The sequence below is a fragment of the Ereboglobus sp. PH5-10 genome, assembly GCF_029504735.1.
Lineage (GTDB): Bacteria > Verrucomicrobiota > Verrucomicrobiia > Opitutales > Opitutaceae > Ereboglobus.
On record NZ_JAQFIP010000003.1, the window covers coordinates 82,693 to 98,604 of the forward strand.

General features: G+C 61.7%; 14 protein-coding genes. 6 read left to right on the plus strand and 8 right to left on the minus strand.

Features of this window, described 5'->3' with window-relative positions:
- Positions 1–109 precede the first annotated feature (109 nt).
- The 3 genes from M2447_RS03730 (at position 110) to M2447_RS03740 (ending at position 3,195) form a co-directional block, all read left to right on the plus strand.
- Positions 110–1,636, plus strand: coding sequence for a DUF1570 domain-containing protein (locus M2447_RS03730; protein ID WP_277557454.1), 1,527 nt, complete (start codon positions 110–112; stop codon positions 1,634–1,636).
- 91 nt (positions 1,637–1,727) lie between these two features.
- A complete protein-coding gene (locus M2447_RS03735) occupies positions 1,728–2,435 on the plus strand; it encodes a DUF502 domain-containing protein (protein WP_277557455.1) in 708 nt (235 codons plus the stop codon).
- A gap of 133 nt (positions 2,436–2,568) precedes the next feature.
- Positions 2,569–3,195, plus strand: a complete 627-nt coding sequence (locus M2447_RS03740; RefSeq protein ID WP_277557456.1) for a hypothetical protein — start codon at positions 2,569–2,571, stop codon at positions 3,193–3,195.
- 71 nt (positions 3,196–3,266) lie between these two features.
- On the opposite strand, the gene M2447_RS03745 is transcribed toward M2447_RS03740, so the two are convergent.
- The 3 genes from M2447_RS03745 to M2447_RS03755 all read right to left on the minus strand — a co-directional run bounded on the left by M2447_RS03745 (position 3,267) and on the right by M2447_RS03755 (position 7,503).
- Positions 3,267–4,394 (minus strand): 3-deoxy-7-phosphoheptulonate synthase, encoded by a 1,128-nt coding sequence (locus tag M2447_RS03745; RefSeq protein WP_277557457.1) that lies wholly within the window; start codon positions 4,392–4,394, stop codon positions 3,267–3,269.
- 147 nt (positions 4,395–4,541) lie between these two features.
- A complete protein-coding gene (locus tag M2447_RS03750) occupies positions 4,542–5,927 on the minus strand; it encodes a DUF1501 domain-containing protein (protein ID WP_277557458.1) in 1,386 nt (461 codons plus the stop codon).
- 19 nt (positions 5,928–5,946) lie between these two features.
- On the minus strand, positions 5,947–7,503 hold the full coding sequence (locus M2447_RS03755) for a DUF1553 domain-containing protein (RefSeq protein ID WP_277557459.1): 1,557 nt from the start codon (positions 7,501–7,503) through the stop codon (positions 5,947–5,949).
- Positions 7,504–7,632: 129 nt separating this feature from the next.
- On the opposite strand from M2447_RS03755, the gene M2447_RS03760 reads away from it, so the two are divergent.
- Positions 7,633–8,382 carry a four helix bundle suffix domain-containing protein gene (locus tag M2447_RS03760; protein ID WP_277509867.1) on the plus strand — a complete coding sequence of 250 codons (750 nt, stop codon included), beginning with the start codon at positions 7,633–7,635 and terminating at the stop codon, positions 8,380–8,382.
- A gap of 61 nt (positions 8,383–8,443) precedes the next feature.
- On the opposite strand, the gene M2447_RS03765 is transcribed toward M2447_RS03760, so the two are convergent.
- Together M2447_RS03765 and M2447_RS03770 are read right to left on the minus strand one after the other, a co-directional pair.
- On the minus strand, positions 8,444–10,597 hold the full coding sequence (locus M2447_RS03765) for a PPC domain-containing protein (RefSeq protein ID WP_277557460.1): 2,154 nt from the start codon (positions 10,595–10,597) through the stop codon (positions 8,444–8,446).
- 38 nt (positions 10,598–10,635) lie between these two features.
- On the minus strand, positions 10,636–11,571 hold the full coding sequence (locus M2447_RS03770) for an alpha/beta hydrolase-fold protein (protein ID WP_277557461.1): 936 nt from the start codon (positions 11,569–11,571) through the stop codon (positions 10,636–10,638).
- Between the two features lie 157 nt (positions 11,572–11,728).
- On the opposite strand from M2447_RS03770, the gene M2447_RS03775 reads away from it, so the two are divergent.
- Together M2447_RS03775 and M2447_RS03780 are read left to right on the plus strand one after the other, a co-directional pair.
- The gene (locus M2447_RS03775; RefSeq protein WP_277557462.1) at positions 11,729–12,388 is read left to right on the plus strand and encodes a response regulator transcription factor; all 660 of its coding nucleotides are present in this window, start codon (positions 11,729–11,731) and stop codon (positions 12,386–12,388) included.
- Positions 12,385–13,764, plus strand: coding sequence for an ATP-binding protein (locus M2447_RS03780; RefSeq protein WP_277557463.1), 1,380 nt, complete (start codon positions 12,385–12,387; stop codon positions 13,762–13,764). The genes M2447_RS03775 and M2447_RS03780 overlap by 4 nt, the downstream gene beginning before the upstream one ends.
- Before the next feature lie 11 nt (positions 13,765–13,775).
- Here the strand turns inward: M2447_RS03780 and M2447_RS03785 are convergent, their stop codons facing one another.
- The 3 genes from M2447_RS03785 to M2447_RS03795 form a co-directional block, all read right to left on the minus strand.
- Complete coding sequence (locus tag M2447_RS03785; RefSeq protein WP_277557464.1) at positions 13,776–14,195, minus strand: type II toxin-antitoxin system VapC family toxin; 420 nt, start codon at positions 14,193–14,195, stop codon at positions 13,776–13,778.
- Positions 14,195–14,404, minus strand: coding sequence for an AbrB/MazE/SpoVT family DNA-binding domain-containing protein (locus M2447_RS03790; RefSeq protein ID WP_277509860.1), 210 nt, complete (start codon positions 14,402–14,404; stop codon positions 14,195–14,197). Before M2447_RS03790 ends, M2447_RS03785 begins: the two co-directional genes overlap by 1 nt.
- Positions 14,405–14,616: 212 nt before the next feature.
- On the minus strand, positions 14,617–15,696 hold the full coding sequence (locus M2447_RS03795; RefSeq protein ID WP_108823882.1) for an ABC transporter ATP-binding protein: 1,080 nt from the start codon (positions 15,694–15,696) through the stop codon (positions 14,617–14,619).
- Positions 15,697–15,912 lie beyond the last annotated feature (216 nt).

The window sequence follows — 15,912 nt, forward strand, 5'->3', positions numbered from 1 at the left end:
TTGCGCCAAGGGCTGACAAATAGGTGCCGGCCCTTGTTGTGCAAGCTGTTTTGCGGTTGATTTGGCGGGGGCAAAAACGGCATGGTGTTTTCCGAAAACCGCAAACCCCGTGAGCTTCAAAAAAAACAGGTCCCCCCGCTTTTATTTCCGCGCATTGCTTCTGGCCGTGGCGTGCATCCTCGGCGCGACGAGGGCGGGCGCGGCGGAACAATGGTTGCGGCTTTCAAGCAAGCATTTCGACATGCTCAGTTGCACGGACGAGAACGACTCGCGCCGCGTGCTCGCCGAAATGGAGCGGTTTCGCATGGCGTTTTTCACCTGGTTCGACGAGCGCAAGATGTATTACCCGCGCCCGTTGATTTTTGTGTTCAACTCCAACGCGCAATTCAAGCCATACAACAAGATGGCCGACGGCACGCATGCGCACCGGGGCGGCGTTTTTATGAGGAGCCAGCTCGGGCCGCGCATCGCGATGCCCCGGGGATCGTCGGGCCGGGGCATGACAACGGTTTTTCACGAGTGCGCGCACTCGCTGGTCGCGGCCTCGGGGCTGCGGCTTCCTCTCTGGCTCAACGAGGGTGTGGCGGAGGTGTTCGAGACGTTCGGCACGCGTGGCGGCGAGCCGGTGCTCGGCATGCGCAGCAACAAGCACATGCGGCTGCTGCTCGTTAAACAACTCATCCCAATGGACGAGTTTTTTAACGTCACCATGCAGTCGCCCCACTACACCGATCCCGCGAGGATGAGGTTGTTTTACGCTCAGGCGTGGCTGGTCACGCACTACATAATGCTCGGGCCGCGTGGCCGGTCGCAGCCGGCCGAAAACCTCCGGAAATACATTGAGCTGTATAAAAAGAAACGGAAACCGTCCGAGGCGGATTTTCGCGAGGCGTTCGGGCTCGGTTACGCGGAGCTGGAGCGCGTGCTGCGCGCTTATGTGATAAGCGACCACAACAGGCATTATTCGCCGAGGCTGCCCGCGGCGTCCACGCACGACGGCGTCACCTGCCGCAAGGCGGAAATGCGCGAGGTCGAGTGCGAACTGGCCGCCTTGAAAATCCGGATGACCCACGATCACAGCGAGCGATCCACGAAGCGTTTTGAGCGGTTGGTGAAAAAATACGGGGATTACCCGCGCGTATGGGAACTGTATGCGGAGATTTCGCCGCGCGACAAAAAAAACGCCCATGTCGAAAAAGCCGTGGCGCTCGGCTCGCGCAATCCGCTGGCGCGCCTGTGGATTTTGCGCGAAGGCGTAAACGGCATCCGCTGGTCGCTCAGCAACCACATGACGGATGAGGAGGCGGCAAAGCTGCGGCAAAATGCGGCGTCGGTGCTTGAGTTGGAACCGGATTGCATGGAGGCGCACGCATTGCTCGCGACGGTCGAGTCGCAGTGTGAAACGATGAACGATTCCGCGCTGGAGCGCGCGAAAGCGGCGATGGCCGACATGAACGAAGCCGAGTATCACCAAACACAGCTCGCGATCGCGGTGGCGTGCTGGCGGGGTGGCGACAACGAACAGGCGCGCGAGATCGCCGGGCAACTGCTCGAAGAACCCGGCTTAAGCGCGACAATAAAGCTCCGCGCGACGACGCTGCGCAATCGCATCGCGCGCTCTGCGCGGAAGAACTGAGCTAACGCGGTGCCGCCGCCAATTCCGCGAGTTCGGAAGCTTGGTGTTGCCGAGGGCGGGGAGTTTGTGTTCCATTAACGCCATTTCCCAAATGGCACCCGTCAATCTTCCAGCTCAGGACACACCACAGGCAAGGCATCCATTGCTCACGAAATTGAGAAACGGTTTTGTCGCGGGATTGGTGCTGCTGGCGCCAATCGGAATCACGGCATTTGTGTTCTCGTGGGTTTTCAAAAAATCGGGCGGCATTTTGCGTCCGCTGTTCCAGGGATACCTGCCGGAATGGATCAAGCCGGACAGCATCATCTGGGATATTTTTTCCACGCTTGTGCTGATTGCGTTGATCACAGTGCTGGGGCTTGTGTCGCGGTATGTCATGAGCCGGTGGTTCTTGAAATTCGTTGACCGGCTGATCCGGAGCATTCCCGGAGTAAGCGCGGTCTATGGCGCGGTGAAGCAGATCATCGACACGTTCAGCACCAAAAACAAAAACGTGTTCAGCAAGGTGGTGCTGGTGCAGTTTCCGAGAAAGGGCATGTATTCGGTTGGTTTCCTCACAAACGAGATGGTCGGCGAGGTGCAGGAAAAAACGGCCGAGAAGGTCTCGGCGGTGTTTGTGCCAACGACGCCAAATCCGACGACGGGCTTTCTAATCATGCTACCGAAGGAGGATATCATCGAACTGGACATGACTGTGGGCGAGGGAATGAAGATGATCGTGTCGGTGGGCGCCGTTGCCCCGCCGTGGCCCTCCGCCGCTCCGAAGCCGGAGGCTTCAGAACTAATGAAGAATGAATAATGTAGAATGGGCGGCATGTTACATCACCAATGGCACGCATGCGTAGGACGTTCCCGCCGGGACCGCCGCGTTTGTTTATTGCCGCACACGGCGAGCGAGCCCGGCCCGGGCCGGAAATGAAGGGCGGTTCGCCATGGCGAGGCTTACTCTTTCGACTGATGCGTTCGTGCTGTTGAGGCGTCCCTCGACATCGGACGCGTTTCAAGTGCTCTCGGTGTTTTCCGAGACGCAGGGATTGCTGCTGGTGTTGCAGCGTGTTTCGAAAGCAAAGCGAAAAGGCGAGGTGGCGATGGCGCTGGATCTTTTCAACGAGGTGTCGCTGATGCTCGAAAGCTCGAACCAAGGGCAAACATGGTTTGTGCGCGAGGCCCGCGTGCTGAGAAGCGCGGAGGGGATCGGGCGCAATTACGAGGCGTTGCAGTGCGCGTCGGCGTTTGCGTGGCTCGTGGCGCAAAACACAATTCCCGAGGAAACACGGGCGCGGGTGTATGCACTATTGGGACAGGCGTTTGGCGCGTTCGCGGAATCGCCGCGTCCGGATGTGGCGTATGTGAAGGCGCTGTATTGCCTGGCGCGCGACGAGGGATATCCGGTGAAACAGGAGTGGGTGCGCTCGCTCGCGGCCGCGGATCGCGCACAGGTGGCGGAACTGCTCAACAAACCGCTCGCTGAGCAATCGGCAAACGCGGAAGCCGTGGGAAGATTGCGCGAACGCCTGGAGGCATGGGTGCGCACGCAGACGGACATTATTGTTGGCTAAACCACAAATCACGCCCCCTTAAAAAAGCGTTTTTCGGCGATCCGAATTCGTATTAGAAAAACGAATACAAATTATTTCATCCCGGCAACGGCCTTGCGCCGACTGCGGACGGCTCCGGCGAGTTGCTCCAGGATCGGCTCGGTTTGCTCGAACGAAATGCAGGCGTCGGTGATGCTCACGCCGTATTTGTCCGGCTTGTCCTGCCTGCCTTCGCGCAGGTGGCTTTCGAGCATCACGCCGGCAATCGCCCGCGTGCCGGCGGCGACTTGCCGCGCCAAATCCGCGGCGACCGCAGGCTGCCGGCGATGGTCTTTCTCGCTGTTTCCATGCGAGCAATCCACGACAACAACGCCGGGGTGTCCCGCATTCGCGAGCAGCGCGGTCGCGTCGGCAATGTGCCCGGCCTTGTAATTGACGCCGGTGCGCGCGCCGCCGCGCAGGATGAGGTGCGCGTCGGGGTTGCCGGTCGTGTTGAAAACTGCCGCCGCACCGTCGTCCGCCACGGAGGGGAACCAGTGCGGACGTTTGGCCGCGCCGAGCGCGTCGACGGCTATTTGCACGCTGCCGGTGGTGTCGTTTTTGAAGCCAACCGGCATCGGCAGGCCCGACGCCAGCTCGCGGTGAACCTGACTTTGCGATGTGCGCGCGCCAATGGCGCCATAGCAAACCATGTCCGCGATGTATTTCATGATGATTGTGTCGAGAAATTCGGTCGCCGCCGGCACGCCCGTTTTAATCATGTCGCGAAGCAGTTGCCGCGCGATGCGCAGGCCGTCGTTAATCCTGAAACTATTGTCGATATACGGGTCGTTGATCAGGCCCTTCCATCCGGCGACGGTGCGCGGCTTTTCGAAATAAGCGCGCATGACGACAAACAAATCCTCCCCGTGTTTTTTCCCGAGCGCCGCCAGCCGCCGGGCGTATTCGAGCGCGGCCTCCGTGTCGTGAATCGAGCACGGGCCGGCAATGACAAGCAGGCGGTCGTCGCGCTGTTTCAAAATGTCGCCTATCTGCGCGCGCGCCCCGGTGACGAATTCGGCCTCCGACGGCGACAGGGCTAATTCCTCGATTAAAACCGCGGGCGGGAGCAGCGCGCGTGAATACGATATGCGCGGCGCGGGGGCGCGTCTTTCGTCATGGGTGACGCTTATCGTCAAGTCTGCGCAAGGCGTCGGAATGCAGGGGAGTGAGGAAATCATTTGTGTGATATGCCGGGGCGGTGAAAGTGCGGTTACCGAGCTTGAGACGCTTCCTATTCGCCGTGGTAACAACGCTCCGAATTTACAGGGGAAGGTGTGCGCGCGGCGTGCCGTGATGTTGTGGCGAGTGTGATTGTTTAGTTTTTCCTACATGATTTCTTTCAACAGCCCGCCCGTGGGGACGCCTTCGGCTGGCGTGGGCATGGCGCGCACGTCGAGGCCTTGCGGGTTTGGCAGGCGGGCGGCGGGGTCGATTCCGAGCTGGTGATAAACGCTTCCGATGACATCGCACGGATAGACGGGGCGCTCTTTCACGTCCTCGGCCTTTGCGTCCGACGCGCCGACGATTTGGCCGCCCTTGAAACCGCCGCCGGCGATCACGGTGCTGAACACCCTGCCCCAATGTCCGCGACCTCCGTTCCAGGGGGCCTCCCACATGACGCGCGGCGTGCGTCCAAACTCGCCGCCGATCCAGACGATGGTGCTTTCCAACAGCCCGCGCTCCGACAAATCCTGGAGCAGGGTCGCCACGCCTTGGTCGAACTCGGGCAGCATTCGCTTCATTTCCGGGAAGTGGTCTTTGTGCGTGTCCCAGCCGGGATATTTTATAATGACGCAGGGAACGCCGCGCTCGACCAGCCGGCGCGCGACGAGGCATGACTGCCCGAAGGTCGTCCGGCGCGGCGCGGATGCGGGCGCGGCGGAGCCGGAGCTTTGCACCACCGTGGCGCGTCCGTAGCGGTCGCGCAGCGCGTCGTTTTCGCCGGAGAGGTCGAAGGCTTTTGCGCCGTCGCCGATGATCATGTCGTAGGCCTGGTCCTGCGAGCGCGCAAACGCCTCCAGTCCCGGATTGCCCGGATGCGCGCCGTTCAGCGCGTCGAGTTTGTGGAGCAGTTCGCGCCGCTTGCGCTGTTGTTCGTCGGTGAGGCCTTCCGCGACGATTCCCTCGACGATGAACCGCTCCTGCGCCGGGTCGCCGCCGGTTGCGAAGGGCCTGTGACGCGTTCCCAAAAATCCCGCCTCGTCGAAACGTCCCAGCGGCTCGGTCAGGGTGATGTAGGGCGGAAGCTGGCCCTGGTAGCCGCCGGCGTAACCTTTGAGCAGCGAGACAACGGCGCCCGCGCACGGATAGACGAGCTGGCCGCCGGGCGTGCGTCCGGTTTGCGTCATGTAGGTCGCGGTTTCGTGGGCGTCGCTGCCGTGCGTCATGCTGCGGATGATGGAATATTTGTCCGCCTGCTTCGCGAGCAGCGGCAGCATTTCGCCGATTCGTATGCCGCTCACATTGGTCTCGATTGCCTTGCGGAGCGGACCGCAAAAATCGGCGCCGCATTCCGGTTTGGGGTCGAAGGTGTCGATGTGCGACGGGCCGCCGTCCATCCAGATTTGAATCATCGCCTTTGCCTTGCCGCCGGCTCCGGGCAGTTGCGGCTCGGCGAGCGCGCGAATCGTCGCGTTGCCGGCGAGGTAGAGTCCCGCCGCGCCCCAAAAGCTGTGTTTGAGCATTTCCCGGCGTGTGATGAGTTTTTTCATGGGTTTGTCCTCTCTTTGGTTAATGGCGGAATTGAAACTCCGCGCTGTTGATGAGAGCCCAGGCCACGTCGAGGCAGAGGGCTTGTTTGTCGGCGGCGGTTTGTTGGTGCGCTTTTATGATCGCGCGCTCGGCGTCCGTCGGCGGACGCGACAGAATCGTCAGGTAAAGTTCATCGACCAAGGCGGCGGTTGTTTTTGCGCGGTTGGCCATGGTGCGAAGCGCGGCGCTTTGCTCCAGCTTGCCGCGAATGTGATTTGAGTTCAGCAGGTGCAATTGCTGGGCGGCGGTCGGCGTGGGATTGCGTTGCTCTGACTCCAGGCCGGTGTCGCGCGGCGAGCGCCCGAACAGTTCGAGAAAAGGACTGCTGATGCTCGCGTCCGCCAGCGCGATCGCGCGCTGCTCCTCGGGCATGTAGGTGAACGGCTCGGGAATGTGGCTGATGTATTTTTCGCGCGCGCCCGTGATTTGATTGATGGCGTCGATCAGCACCTCGGCTTCCAGCCGGCGCACGGGATAAGATGCGAAGTCCGTTTCGCCGCGCGCGTTTTCGTCCGCCGGTTTCGACGAAAGCTGGTAGGTTCGCGAGTTCAGGATGAGCCGGAAAAGGTGTTTCAGGTCGTATCCGCGCGCCACCAGTTCGCGTTCCAAATAATCGAGCAATTCGGGGTTGCGCGGCGGGTTGTCGTCGCGGATGTCGTCGGGCTCGTGGACGATTCCGCGACCGAGCAGCCAATACCAAGCGCGGTTGGCGAGGCTGCGCACGAACCACGGATTTTTGGGATCGACCAGCCACGCGGCAAAAACCGCGCGCGGGTCTTGCATCGGGGAAAGCGTCACGGGCGTGCCGTCCGGGAAGCGCGCGGACGCCGGGCCGGTCGCTTTTGCGAAATCGAAGAACACAATTTCCTCCTTCCATTCCGCGGTGGCCTTGTAGCCCACGCGCGAAAAGAAGACCGCCATGTCCGCCTGTTTTTCAGCGGGCCAGCTCTCGATGCGCGCGCCCATGAACGTGAGCGCCACCGTGCGGGCGATGCCGTCGGGAGTGCGCTCGCGCATGGCGCGGTAAAAGTTGACCGGCGGCTTGCGCATGTTGCTGCCGCTGGCGGTGAGCAGCTCGCGGGCAAAGCGGTCGCACGGCACGTTGTCCCTGATGCTCGCGCGAATCCAGCGGTGATAGGATTGCGCGGCGTTGGGCCAGAGGTTGATGGGGAACTCCGATTTCACGCGCAGCAAATTGCCCCACTTCATCGCCCAGTAGTCAGCGAACTCGTCGCGTTGCAGGAGCCGGTCGATGAGAATGCCGCGCTTGTCCGGGTTTTTGTCGGACAAAAATTGCCGCGCCTCCGCGGCGCTCGGCAGCGTGCCGATGACATCGAGAAAAACACGGCGCACAAACACCTCGTCGGAGCACAACTCCGCCGGCTGGATTTCCCGCGCTTTCAAGTTTTCGAAAACAAGCGCGTCGATTTTGTCGGGAGAGGACGGCACGGGTGTTTCGTTGGAAATTGCATCGGCGCCCGACATCACCGCCGCCAGGAGCGTCGCCGCAAGGAGAAGGCTGTTGTGAGTATTCATGTGATTGCGCGCATCATAGCGGCGGCAACCTTTGCGGAAGATGAGCGCGCAAAAAAATTCGTTTTGAGAAAGAGTTCGCCCGCCGGGACAAGTTGCCGTTGAATCCGGTTTCAACCAAAGGATTCAGCCATGCAACTCACCCCCTCCGGCGGTTATCGCCGCCTTGATTCGTGGACGCTCGCGACCATCGCCCAACTGGCCAATTTGCGGTTTTGCAAAAAATTTCTCACGCGAAACATCGACCCCACCGGACGGCATTACGACCAGATGACCCAGGCGGCCCGCTCGGGAAAGGCGAACATCGTCGAAGGCTCGGCGCGCTCCGCGACGTCAAAGGAAACCGAGATGAAGCTCACGGATGTCGCCCGCGCGTCGCTCGGCGAGTTGCACAGCGATTATGAGGACTGGTTGCTTTTTCGAGGGCAGGCACCCTGGCGCAAGGATTCCCCGGAGTCGCAGGCGATCTACAACGTCCGGCTTTCGCCCGCCAAATACGGGAACGATTATGTGCACGATTCCTGCGTCCGCATTTTGGAGGAACAAAAGAAATTCGCCCGTTGGCTGGATTCTGACGACTCCTGCGTCGTGGCCAACGCCATGCTGATAATCCTGTCGCGAACGATAAACATGCTCATCCGGCAGACCGAGGCGCAGGGGGAGAAATTCACCGAGACCGGCGGTTTTCGGGAGCAGCTCACGGAGGAGCGCGTGAAGGCGCGCGCCATAAAAGAAAACGCGCCCGCCTGCCCGGAGTGCGGAAAGCCGATGAAAAAACGCGTCGCAAAATCGGGCAAAAACGCCGGCGGGGAATTCTGGGGTTGCACGGGGTATCCGGAGTGCAAGGGCACCCGGGAGGTGCAGCGAGAGGGCGACAGGTAGCGACGGGGGGCGACAGGCGGCGACCAGTTGCGACGGGCATCGACGGGGTTTAAAACACTCGCTACCTGTCGGCACCCGTCGTCCCGGTCGACCCCGTCGAAACTTCGCCCCCGACAACCTCAAACGCAATCGCCGGCAAACACCCCAGCGGCACCCGCCGGGGGTTCTTCCTCGGCGCGCCGGGCGGCGTTGTGTCTTTCGCGACGAACTCCGCGATCAGGTTGCCCGCGCCGGGTTTTATTTTTTCGGCGTCCGCCTCGATCTCGAGGACAATGTCCCCGTTTCCCAGGGAGAAATTCTTGAGCGCAATCCCCTCCGGCGGATTGAGCAGGCGCACCTGGCCCGTGTCGGACGGCAGGTAGCGCGGCACGCGGAATCGCGCCTTCACCACGCCGCCGCGCGCGGGAATTTTTAGCGGCCCGCGTCCGAGAAATTTCGCCGGGGCGGCGGGCGCGTGTTTTTCACCGACAAACACAAACCAGTCCGCGCCCGGCACGAGGTGCTGGTAAAAGAACGCCTGCGTCATTTCCTGCGCGGGAACGGCGGCGCGCACAATCTTGCGCCCGTCGATTTTCGCACGGCCCTCCAGTGCGAGTTTGAACAGCGTGTTTCCGCGCGACGCCGGCGCCGTCAGCGTGCATTGCACTTTGTCCTGATGCGCGGGAATGACTCCGCCGCCCGGCGAAAACCCGGTGCTCGCGTCTTTTAATGTCAGCGTGATTTCACCATCAAAACCGTCGCGGCGAAGCGCGTAGACAGTCACGGGCTGCGTCGCGTTGGCGCGCATGTTGAGCGTGGACGGAACGACGCGCAGCGCGAAATCCGGCTGCGGCGGACTGATTCGCAGCAGGTAGCCGTATTCGCCGCCGCCGTTTTGTTGCGTGTCGCCGATGTGCGCATAATAAACACCGTCCGCCGGAAGCGTGACCGCGAGATAGGAGTCGGCGTGGTGCGTGTTCAGGCCGGAGCCCTTGTCCTCGTGGTCGTCGTTGAAGCCGATTCGATTTCCGGCGGCGTCGGAAATGATGAGCAGCGAGTCGAGCGGCGAATCGAGCCGGCGCGCGTAAACCTCGGCCACAACACGCGCGCCCGCCTTGCCCTCGAAACGGAAAACGTCGATGTCGCCCGGTTCGTCGATGCGCCCCTTGATGACAACCGGCGGCGCAACAGGCTGCGCGTCGTCGGGCGTGTTGTTCGGCTCCTTCTCCGGCGTTTGCGCGGCGAGCGCGTTGTCAGTCGGCGCGGGTTTCGCGAGCAGCGCCGGTTCGCCAACGCGGATGCGATACACAAAATCGTCGCGCCCGCGGTAAAGGTTGTCCCGAATTTCGAGCACATACTCTCCGTCCGCGGGAATCTCATAACGAAGAACCGGGTCGGCGTGAATCTGCACATCGCCGGCGGCGCGCAATTCCTTTCCCGACGAATCAAACATCGAAACCGCCGACTGCATCCAGCCCGGAACCGTGTCGGCGAGATACGGCAAAAGTTCGCGCGCGCTGACATCGACGACGAGCGTTTGTCCGCGCCGCGCCTTGAGGCAAAAACGATCCGCCTCGCCCGGCAAAATCCGCCCGTTGATCGTCGTCGGCAGCGTGACGGCCATCGGCGGCGCATCGTTGCGACCCGCCTTCACGCGACTGTCGGGATCATTCACCGTCTTTTGTATCCGCACCCAATTTTCATCCTTCCCCGAGTCCGGCTCGCGGCATTCGGAAAGCGCGCCGACTTGAAAAACCAGCGCGTTGGTCAAGCCCGTCGCGGTGACGAGCCGCAGCTCGCGGTTTCCCGGCGGCGCATCCGGCGCGATGCTAATCTTGACGGCAACTTGTTCGCCGATTGCCGGCGTGATTTTCGATTTTTCATGCAACGCAAGTTTCCGGTTGAGCTTCCGAATCTCCTCGCGCGTCGCGGGGCTTCTTTGTTTGCGCAATTCCTTCAACTTGCCGCGCGCCTCGGCGGCCTGCTTTCCGGAGAGCAGCGGCTCCGCGGGAATCACGACCGCGCGCACGCCGTCGCCGGACACAATGGCGGCGTTGGGCGCGACGAGGTATTGTCCGCCGACAGTCACCTCAACGGTCGTCCCCTGCCCTCCGCCCGCCGGATAAACGTAGCCGATGTGCGGCGCAAAATCCTGCGCGAGCGCAAGCCCGCCCGCCGCAAGCGACAATGCCAGCAACACCGGCGCGGTCGCCAGGCGCGAGCGTGGCGGTTTCATTTTGGATTGGGTGGCGTTCATGGCGCGCATCGTGATTGTCAGGGTTGGCGGGCGTTGGCGCTTGTGGTGGTTTCATTTTTGAAAAGCAGCGGAGCAAAGTGGTAGAGGTCGTTCATCCAAACCTTCGGCTCGTGCCCGCCGGCGTTGATGCGAAAGACGTGAGGGATTTTTCGCTCCGTCAAAAACGCGTCCACCGCCGCCACGCTGCCGGCCATTAGCGTGTCCTTGTTGCCAACCGAGAGCCACAGCAAGCGCAACTGGCGGCCCGGCGAGGCCACGTCGAGTCGCGGGCTTTTCGCAAGCCGCCGCGTGCTGCCGCCGGAAAACGCGCCGATCCAGGCAAACGTGTCCGGGTTCGTCAGGCCGGTGTTGAACGCCAGCCCCGCGCCCATCGAGAGCCCCGCCAGCGCGCGATGCTCGCGGTCGGCGATCACGGGATACTTGGATTCGATGAACGGAATCAAGTCGCGCAACAACACGCCGCCAAACGCCATGCTCGCCTTCTGTTTCGCGTCGCGGCTTTCGCCCGCCTGTTTGCGCGCCACGTTTGAGAGACTCGACGGCATGACGACAATCATCGGCTCGAGCTTTTTGTCGGCGAAAAGATTATCGAGGATCGCGTAGGCCTGGATCTCGTGCGTCCAGGTGTTCTCGTCGCCGCTCGCCCCGTGAAGCAGGTAGAGCGCGGAGTATTTTTTCGAGGGGGAATAGCCCGGCGGCGTGTAAACGGTCGCGCGGAATTTTTCCCCGGTGGATTTCGACTTGAACTCAACGGTCGCGACTTTTCCGCGCGCGACGCCACCGCGTGGAGCGTTGAAGCCGGACGGCGGCTCGGGCTGGTTCGGCGTGAGCGCGACCGGGACGCTCCTCCCGGAAGCCGGAGCCGAATGCAACATGCCGCAAACGGCAAAAACTCCGGCAAGACTGGCACCGCGAATAACGCGGGTGATGATGTGAGTGGTGTGTGTTTTCATGGCGTGTGGTGGATTTCGCCCGCATCCTACTGCCGCCAACCTTTGCGGAAGATGAGCGCTCGGAAAAAATTGCCGCCGCTCCGATTTCCGACGGCCTTTTCTTGATCGGATGCGAAAAATCAAACAGCGTGCGCCTGCCCTTTAACCGTTTTCCGACATGCGACTCCTCATCATCGAAGACGAAGCCGACATGCTGCGCAGGCTCGCAAAAATCATGCGCGCCGAGGGCTACGCCGTGGACACGGCGGCGGACGGCCAAGAGGGATTATACAAGGCGCAAGAAAACGACTACGACCTGATCCTGCTCGACGCGATGCTGCCCGTGTTCGACGGATGGGAATTGCTGGCGCGATTGCGAAAAACAAAAAAGACACCCGTGCTCATGCTCACCGCGCGCGACGCCAGCGCGGACCGCGTGCGCGGCCTGGACAACGGCGCGGACGACTACGTGGCCAAACCCTTCGACCTGCCGGAACTGCTCGCGCGCGTGCGCGCGCTCATTCGCCGCGGAGCCGAGACCGCGAGCAGCCGGATCGACTTTGGCGAAATCGTCATCGACACCGCGCAACGCTGCGCGTGGCGGCGCGGCGAGGCCGTGACGCTGCAACCAAACGAATACGCGCTGCTGGAATACCTCGCGCTGCACCGCGGCAAACTCGTCACGCGCACCACGCTCTACGAGCACCTTTTCGACGAAAACGAGGAGACGCTCTCCAACCTGCTCGACGTGCGCGTGTCCAACCTGCGCCGAAAACTCGGGCAGGATTTTATCGTCACCAAACGCGGGCACGGCTACGGCATCGGCATCGAACCATGAAACGCCGCCATTCCATCCGAGTGCGTTTGCTGGGCCACATCGGTCTGCTGCTCCTCCTCGTGCTCGCCGGCTTCGGCTATGTGGCATGGCAGCGCGACAGCGCGGCGCGAATCGCCGCCGTTGACCGCGAGCTTGAGCAAAGGCTGAACCTGCTGATCGTCGGCTACCGCCCCGACACCGGGCAACGCCTGCGCGAAGTCAGCGAGCCGCGCCTGTCGCCCCGCGCGCTCGAACTCCTCGCCAACGAAGGCGGCGAGCCGTTCTACTACCGTGTGTGGCACGGCAATGGCCGCGTGCAAGGGCACTCCGACGACGCACCCGAAATACCGCGCCCCGCGCAAACGGCGAAGGGAAAAATCCTGAGGATGCGGGGCGAGTTTCGGGAACTCGTCCATTTCACGCCCACGGGTCGCTGCTTTTTAGTCGGGCGCGGCATTCGGGACGAACGCGCCGCGATGCGCGCCGACGCCCTCTCGCTCGCCGCCATCGGCGCGGGCGTGCTGTTGCTCGGCCTCGCGCTCGCCTGGTGGATCGCCTCGCGCGTGACGCGCCCGCTCGCGCAAGTCAGCCGCACCGCAAAACAAATCGCCACCGGCGACCTCTCGCGCCGCATTCCCGTCCCCACACCCGAGGACGAACTCAGCGAAGTCGCCAGCGTGCTCAACGAAACCTTCGCCCGCCTGGAGGACGCGTTCGCGCGACAAAAGCAATTCACCGCCGACGCCTCGCACGAACTTCGCACGCCGGTCTCGCTCATTCTCACGCATGCGCAAGGCGCGCTTTTGCACGAGCAAACCCCCGCCGAGTATCGCGAGGCGCTCGCCGACTGCGTGAGCGCCTCGCGGCGGATGAAAACGCTCATCGACGCACTGCTCGACTTCACGCGCTTCGACGCCGGGGCCGAGACACTCGCTCGCGAACCTTGCGACCTCGCGGAGCTCGCCGGTGATTGCGCAAAGCAACTTCGTCCTCTCGCCGATGCGAAAAACCAGCGCCTCGAAATACAACTCGCGCCCGCGCCCTGCCTCGGCGATTCCACGCGACTGGCGCAAGTCATCACCAACCTGCTCACCAACGCCATTCAGCACACACCCGCCGGCGGAACCATCACTGTGCGAACACATCTCGACGACAACGCGCGCGTCTCCATTTCCGACACCGGCGATGGAATCGCGCCGGAGCAACTTCCGCGCCTCTTTGAGCGATTCCACCGCGCCGACGCCTCGCGCGCTCGCGCCACCGGCGGCCTCGGCCTGGGCCTCGCCATCTGCAAAGCCATCATGAAAGCCCACGGCGGCGACATCACCGTCGAAAGCGAAATCGGAAAAGGAACAACATTCACGGCAACCCTGCCGACCGTCATTACACGGGCATAGCTTGCGCCCGTTCAGTCTTCGCCCTGCCAGTCTTCTATTGCGAGACCGGGCACGCGACCAAACTCGCCGACATTATGCGTAACCACGGTTGCACCGAGCGCAAGCGCGTGACCAGCGAGCATCAGGTCGTAAGGTCCGATGGGTTGCGCGTTGGGTTTGAGCGCCTCCAAATAAGCGCGCACACGAGCCGCGTGAAACGCGGCTTCCTCGTTAAATGGCGCAATATCGTCAAAAACCTCGCGTAATGTTTCCAATCGTTTCGCAAAAGCAGGAATGTCGGGGCGGCGATTCACGCCGTATTGCAACTCCATGAGCGGAATGGCGGACAGTTTACAATCCTGAATGTGCGCTAGAGCTTTGGCCTTTAGTGCAAGGTCGCGTCCGCGCAAAAAGCGCGAGAGCACGTTTGTGTCGGGCAGGTAGAGCGGCATCAGGGACGTTCGAGCGGTGGAAGAACCGGGGGGGTTTTATAGAGTTTTTCGATCGCACGGCGGCGGCGCGCCTGATCGGCGGGGTCGATAAGCGTGACCGTCGATCCGTTTTTCACCAGTTGCACAGTCTTGCTTTTGAAGCGGAAGCCCTTCGGCAGACGCACGGCCTGCGAATTGCCCGCCTTGAAAACTTTTGCCGTTGTTGTCATGTGCTCACGGTGTATCTACGCGACGTGGCTGTCAAGTGACGGCATGCCGGATTGCGCTGGATATTTCGAGGATCAGGTTATTGCTTTGCGCGTTGCGTTATTGGGGAGAGAGTGTGTGGGGGCCTTCAAAATCGAGTTTCCCTTCACTCAAACAATTACAGTGAAAATACGGGGCGCCATGCCACAGTTTGATTTTCCATTGCCTGACTATCTCAATCGTCGGGCAGCACGACTACGAGGTCGTCGGCGTGGAGGCCGCACCAGACTCGGTCGCCTTGGTGGAAGGCTTCCTGGAGCGCGCTTTCGTTCGCCACAAGCGCGGTGAGTTGCGTGGTGCCGTTCACACACTGGATGCCGAGGCGGTCGATCGCGCCTTGGAACACCTCCTCGGTGATGTGCGCCTCGAAGACGTTTTCAGCGTCGATGGGGTGTTTCGAAATAAAGACTTTTTCGGGGCGCACGGTGACGATGGCGCACGTCATTTCGGCGGGCCATTGCGAGAGGCTGATGGTGAGCTCGAGGCCGCCCTCGACACGGACGCGTCCGTTGACGCCGTTGCGCGAGATCATCTCGGCCTCAAGGAGGTTGGCCTCGCCGATGAAGTCGGCGACAAAGGCGGTTTTCGGATGGTGATAGATTTCGTCGGCGGTGCCGAGTTGCTCGAGTTTGCCCTTGTTGAAGACCGCGATGCGGTCGCTCATCGTAAGCGCCTCCTCCTGGTCGTGCGTGACAAAAACGAAAGTGATACCGAGGTGCTTTTGGAGGCGTTTGAGCTCGAACTGCATTTGCACGCGCAGCTTGGCGTCGAGCGCAGAGAGGGGTTCGTCGAGGAGAAGCACCGTCGGACGGGGAACAATGGCGCGGGCGAGCGCGACGCGCTGGCGCTGGCCGCCGGAGAGCTGGTGCGGGTAGCGGTCCTCGAAACCTTCGAGCGCGACGAGTTTAACAACGTCGGCGATGCGTTGGCGGGCCTCGGCCTCGGCGACTTTTTTCATGCGCAGCCCGAAGCCGATGTTGTCGCGCACGGTCATGTGCGGGAAGAGCGCGTAGGATTGGAAGACTTGGTTGACGTTGCGGCGGTAGGGCGCGAGGTCGGTGACGTCTTCGCCGTCGATAAAGATTGTGCCTTCAGTGGGGTGCTCAAAACCGGAGAGCATTCGGAGGAGTGTCGTTTTCCCGCAGCCGGAGGGTCCAAGGAGTGTGAGGAATTCTCCCGTCTGCACCTCAAGGGTCACGTCGTTGACCGCAGTGAAGTTTCCGAACCGTTTGGTGACTCCGTTTATCTGGATCATTATACGGCGCTGGATTCAGGCGCGCGCAGCGTTCCGGGGTCGTAGGGCGGCTGTGCGTGGTTTTCGTGCTGAGGATTTGCCTGCATTTCAATGCGTGGGTTGCGATAATGAAAATCTATGGAGGAACGAAAAAGGATATCGTGCGAAAAAATGCGATGAAAATTACGCGTGTTCGGAAAGTTTTTTGCAGTCGGCGCGCGCGCGCGAACAACCGGG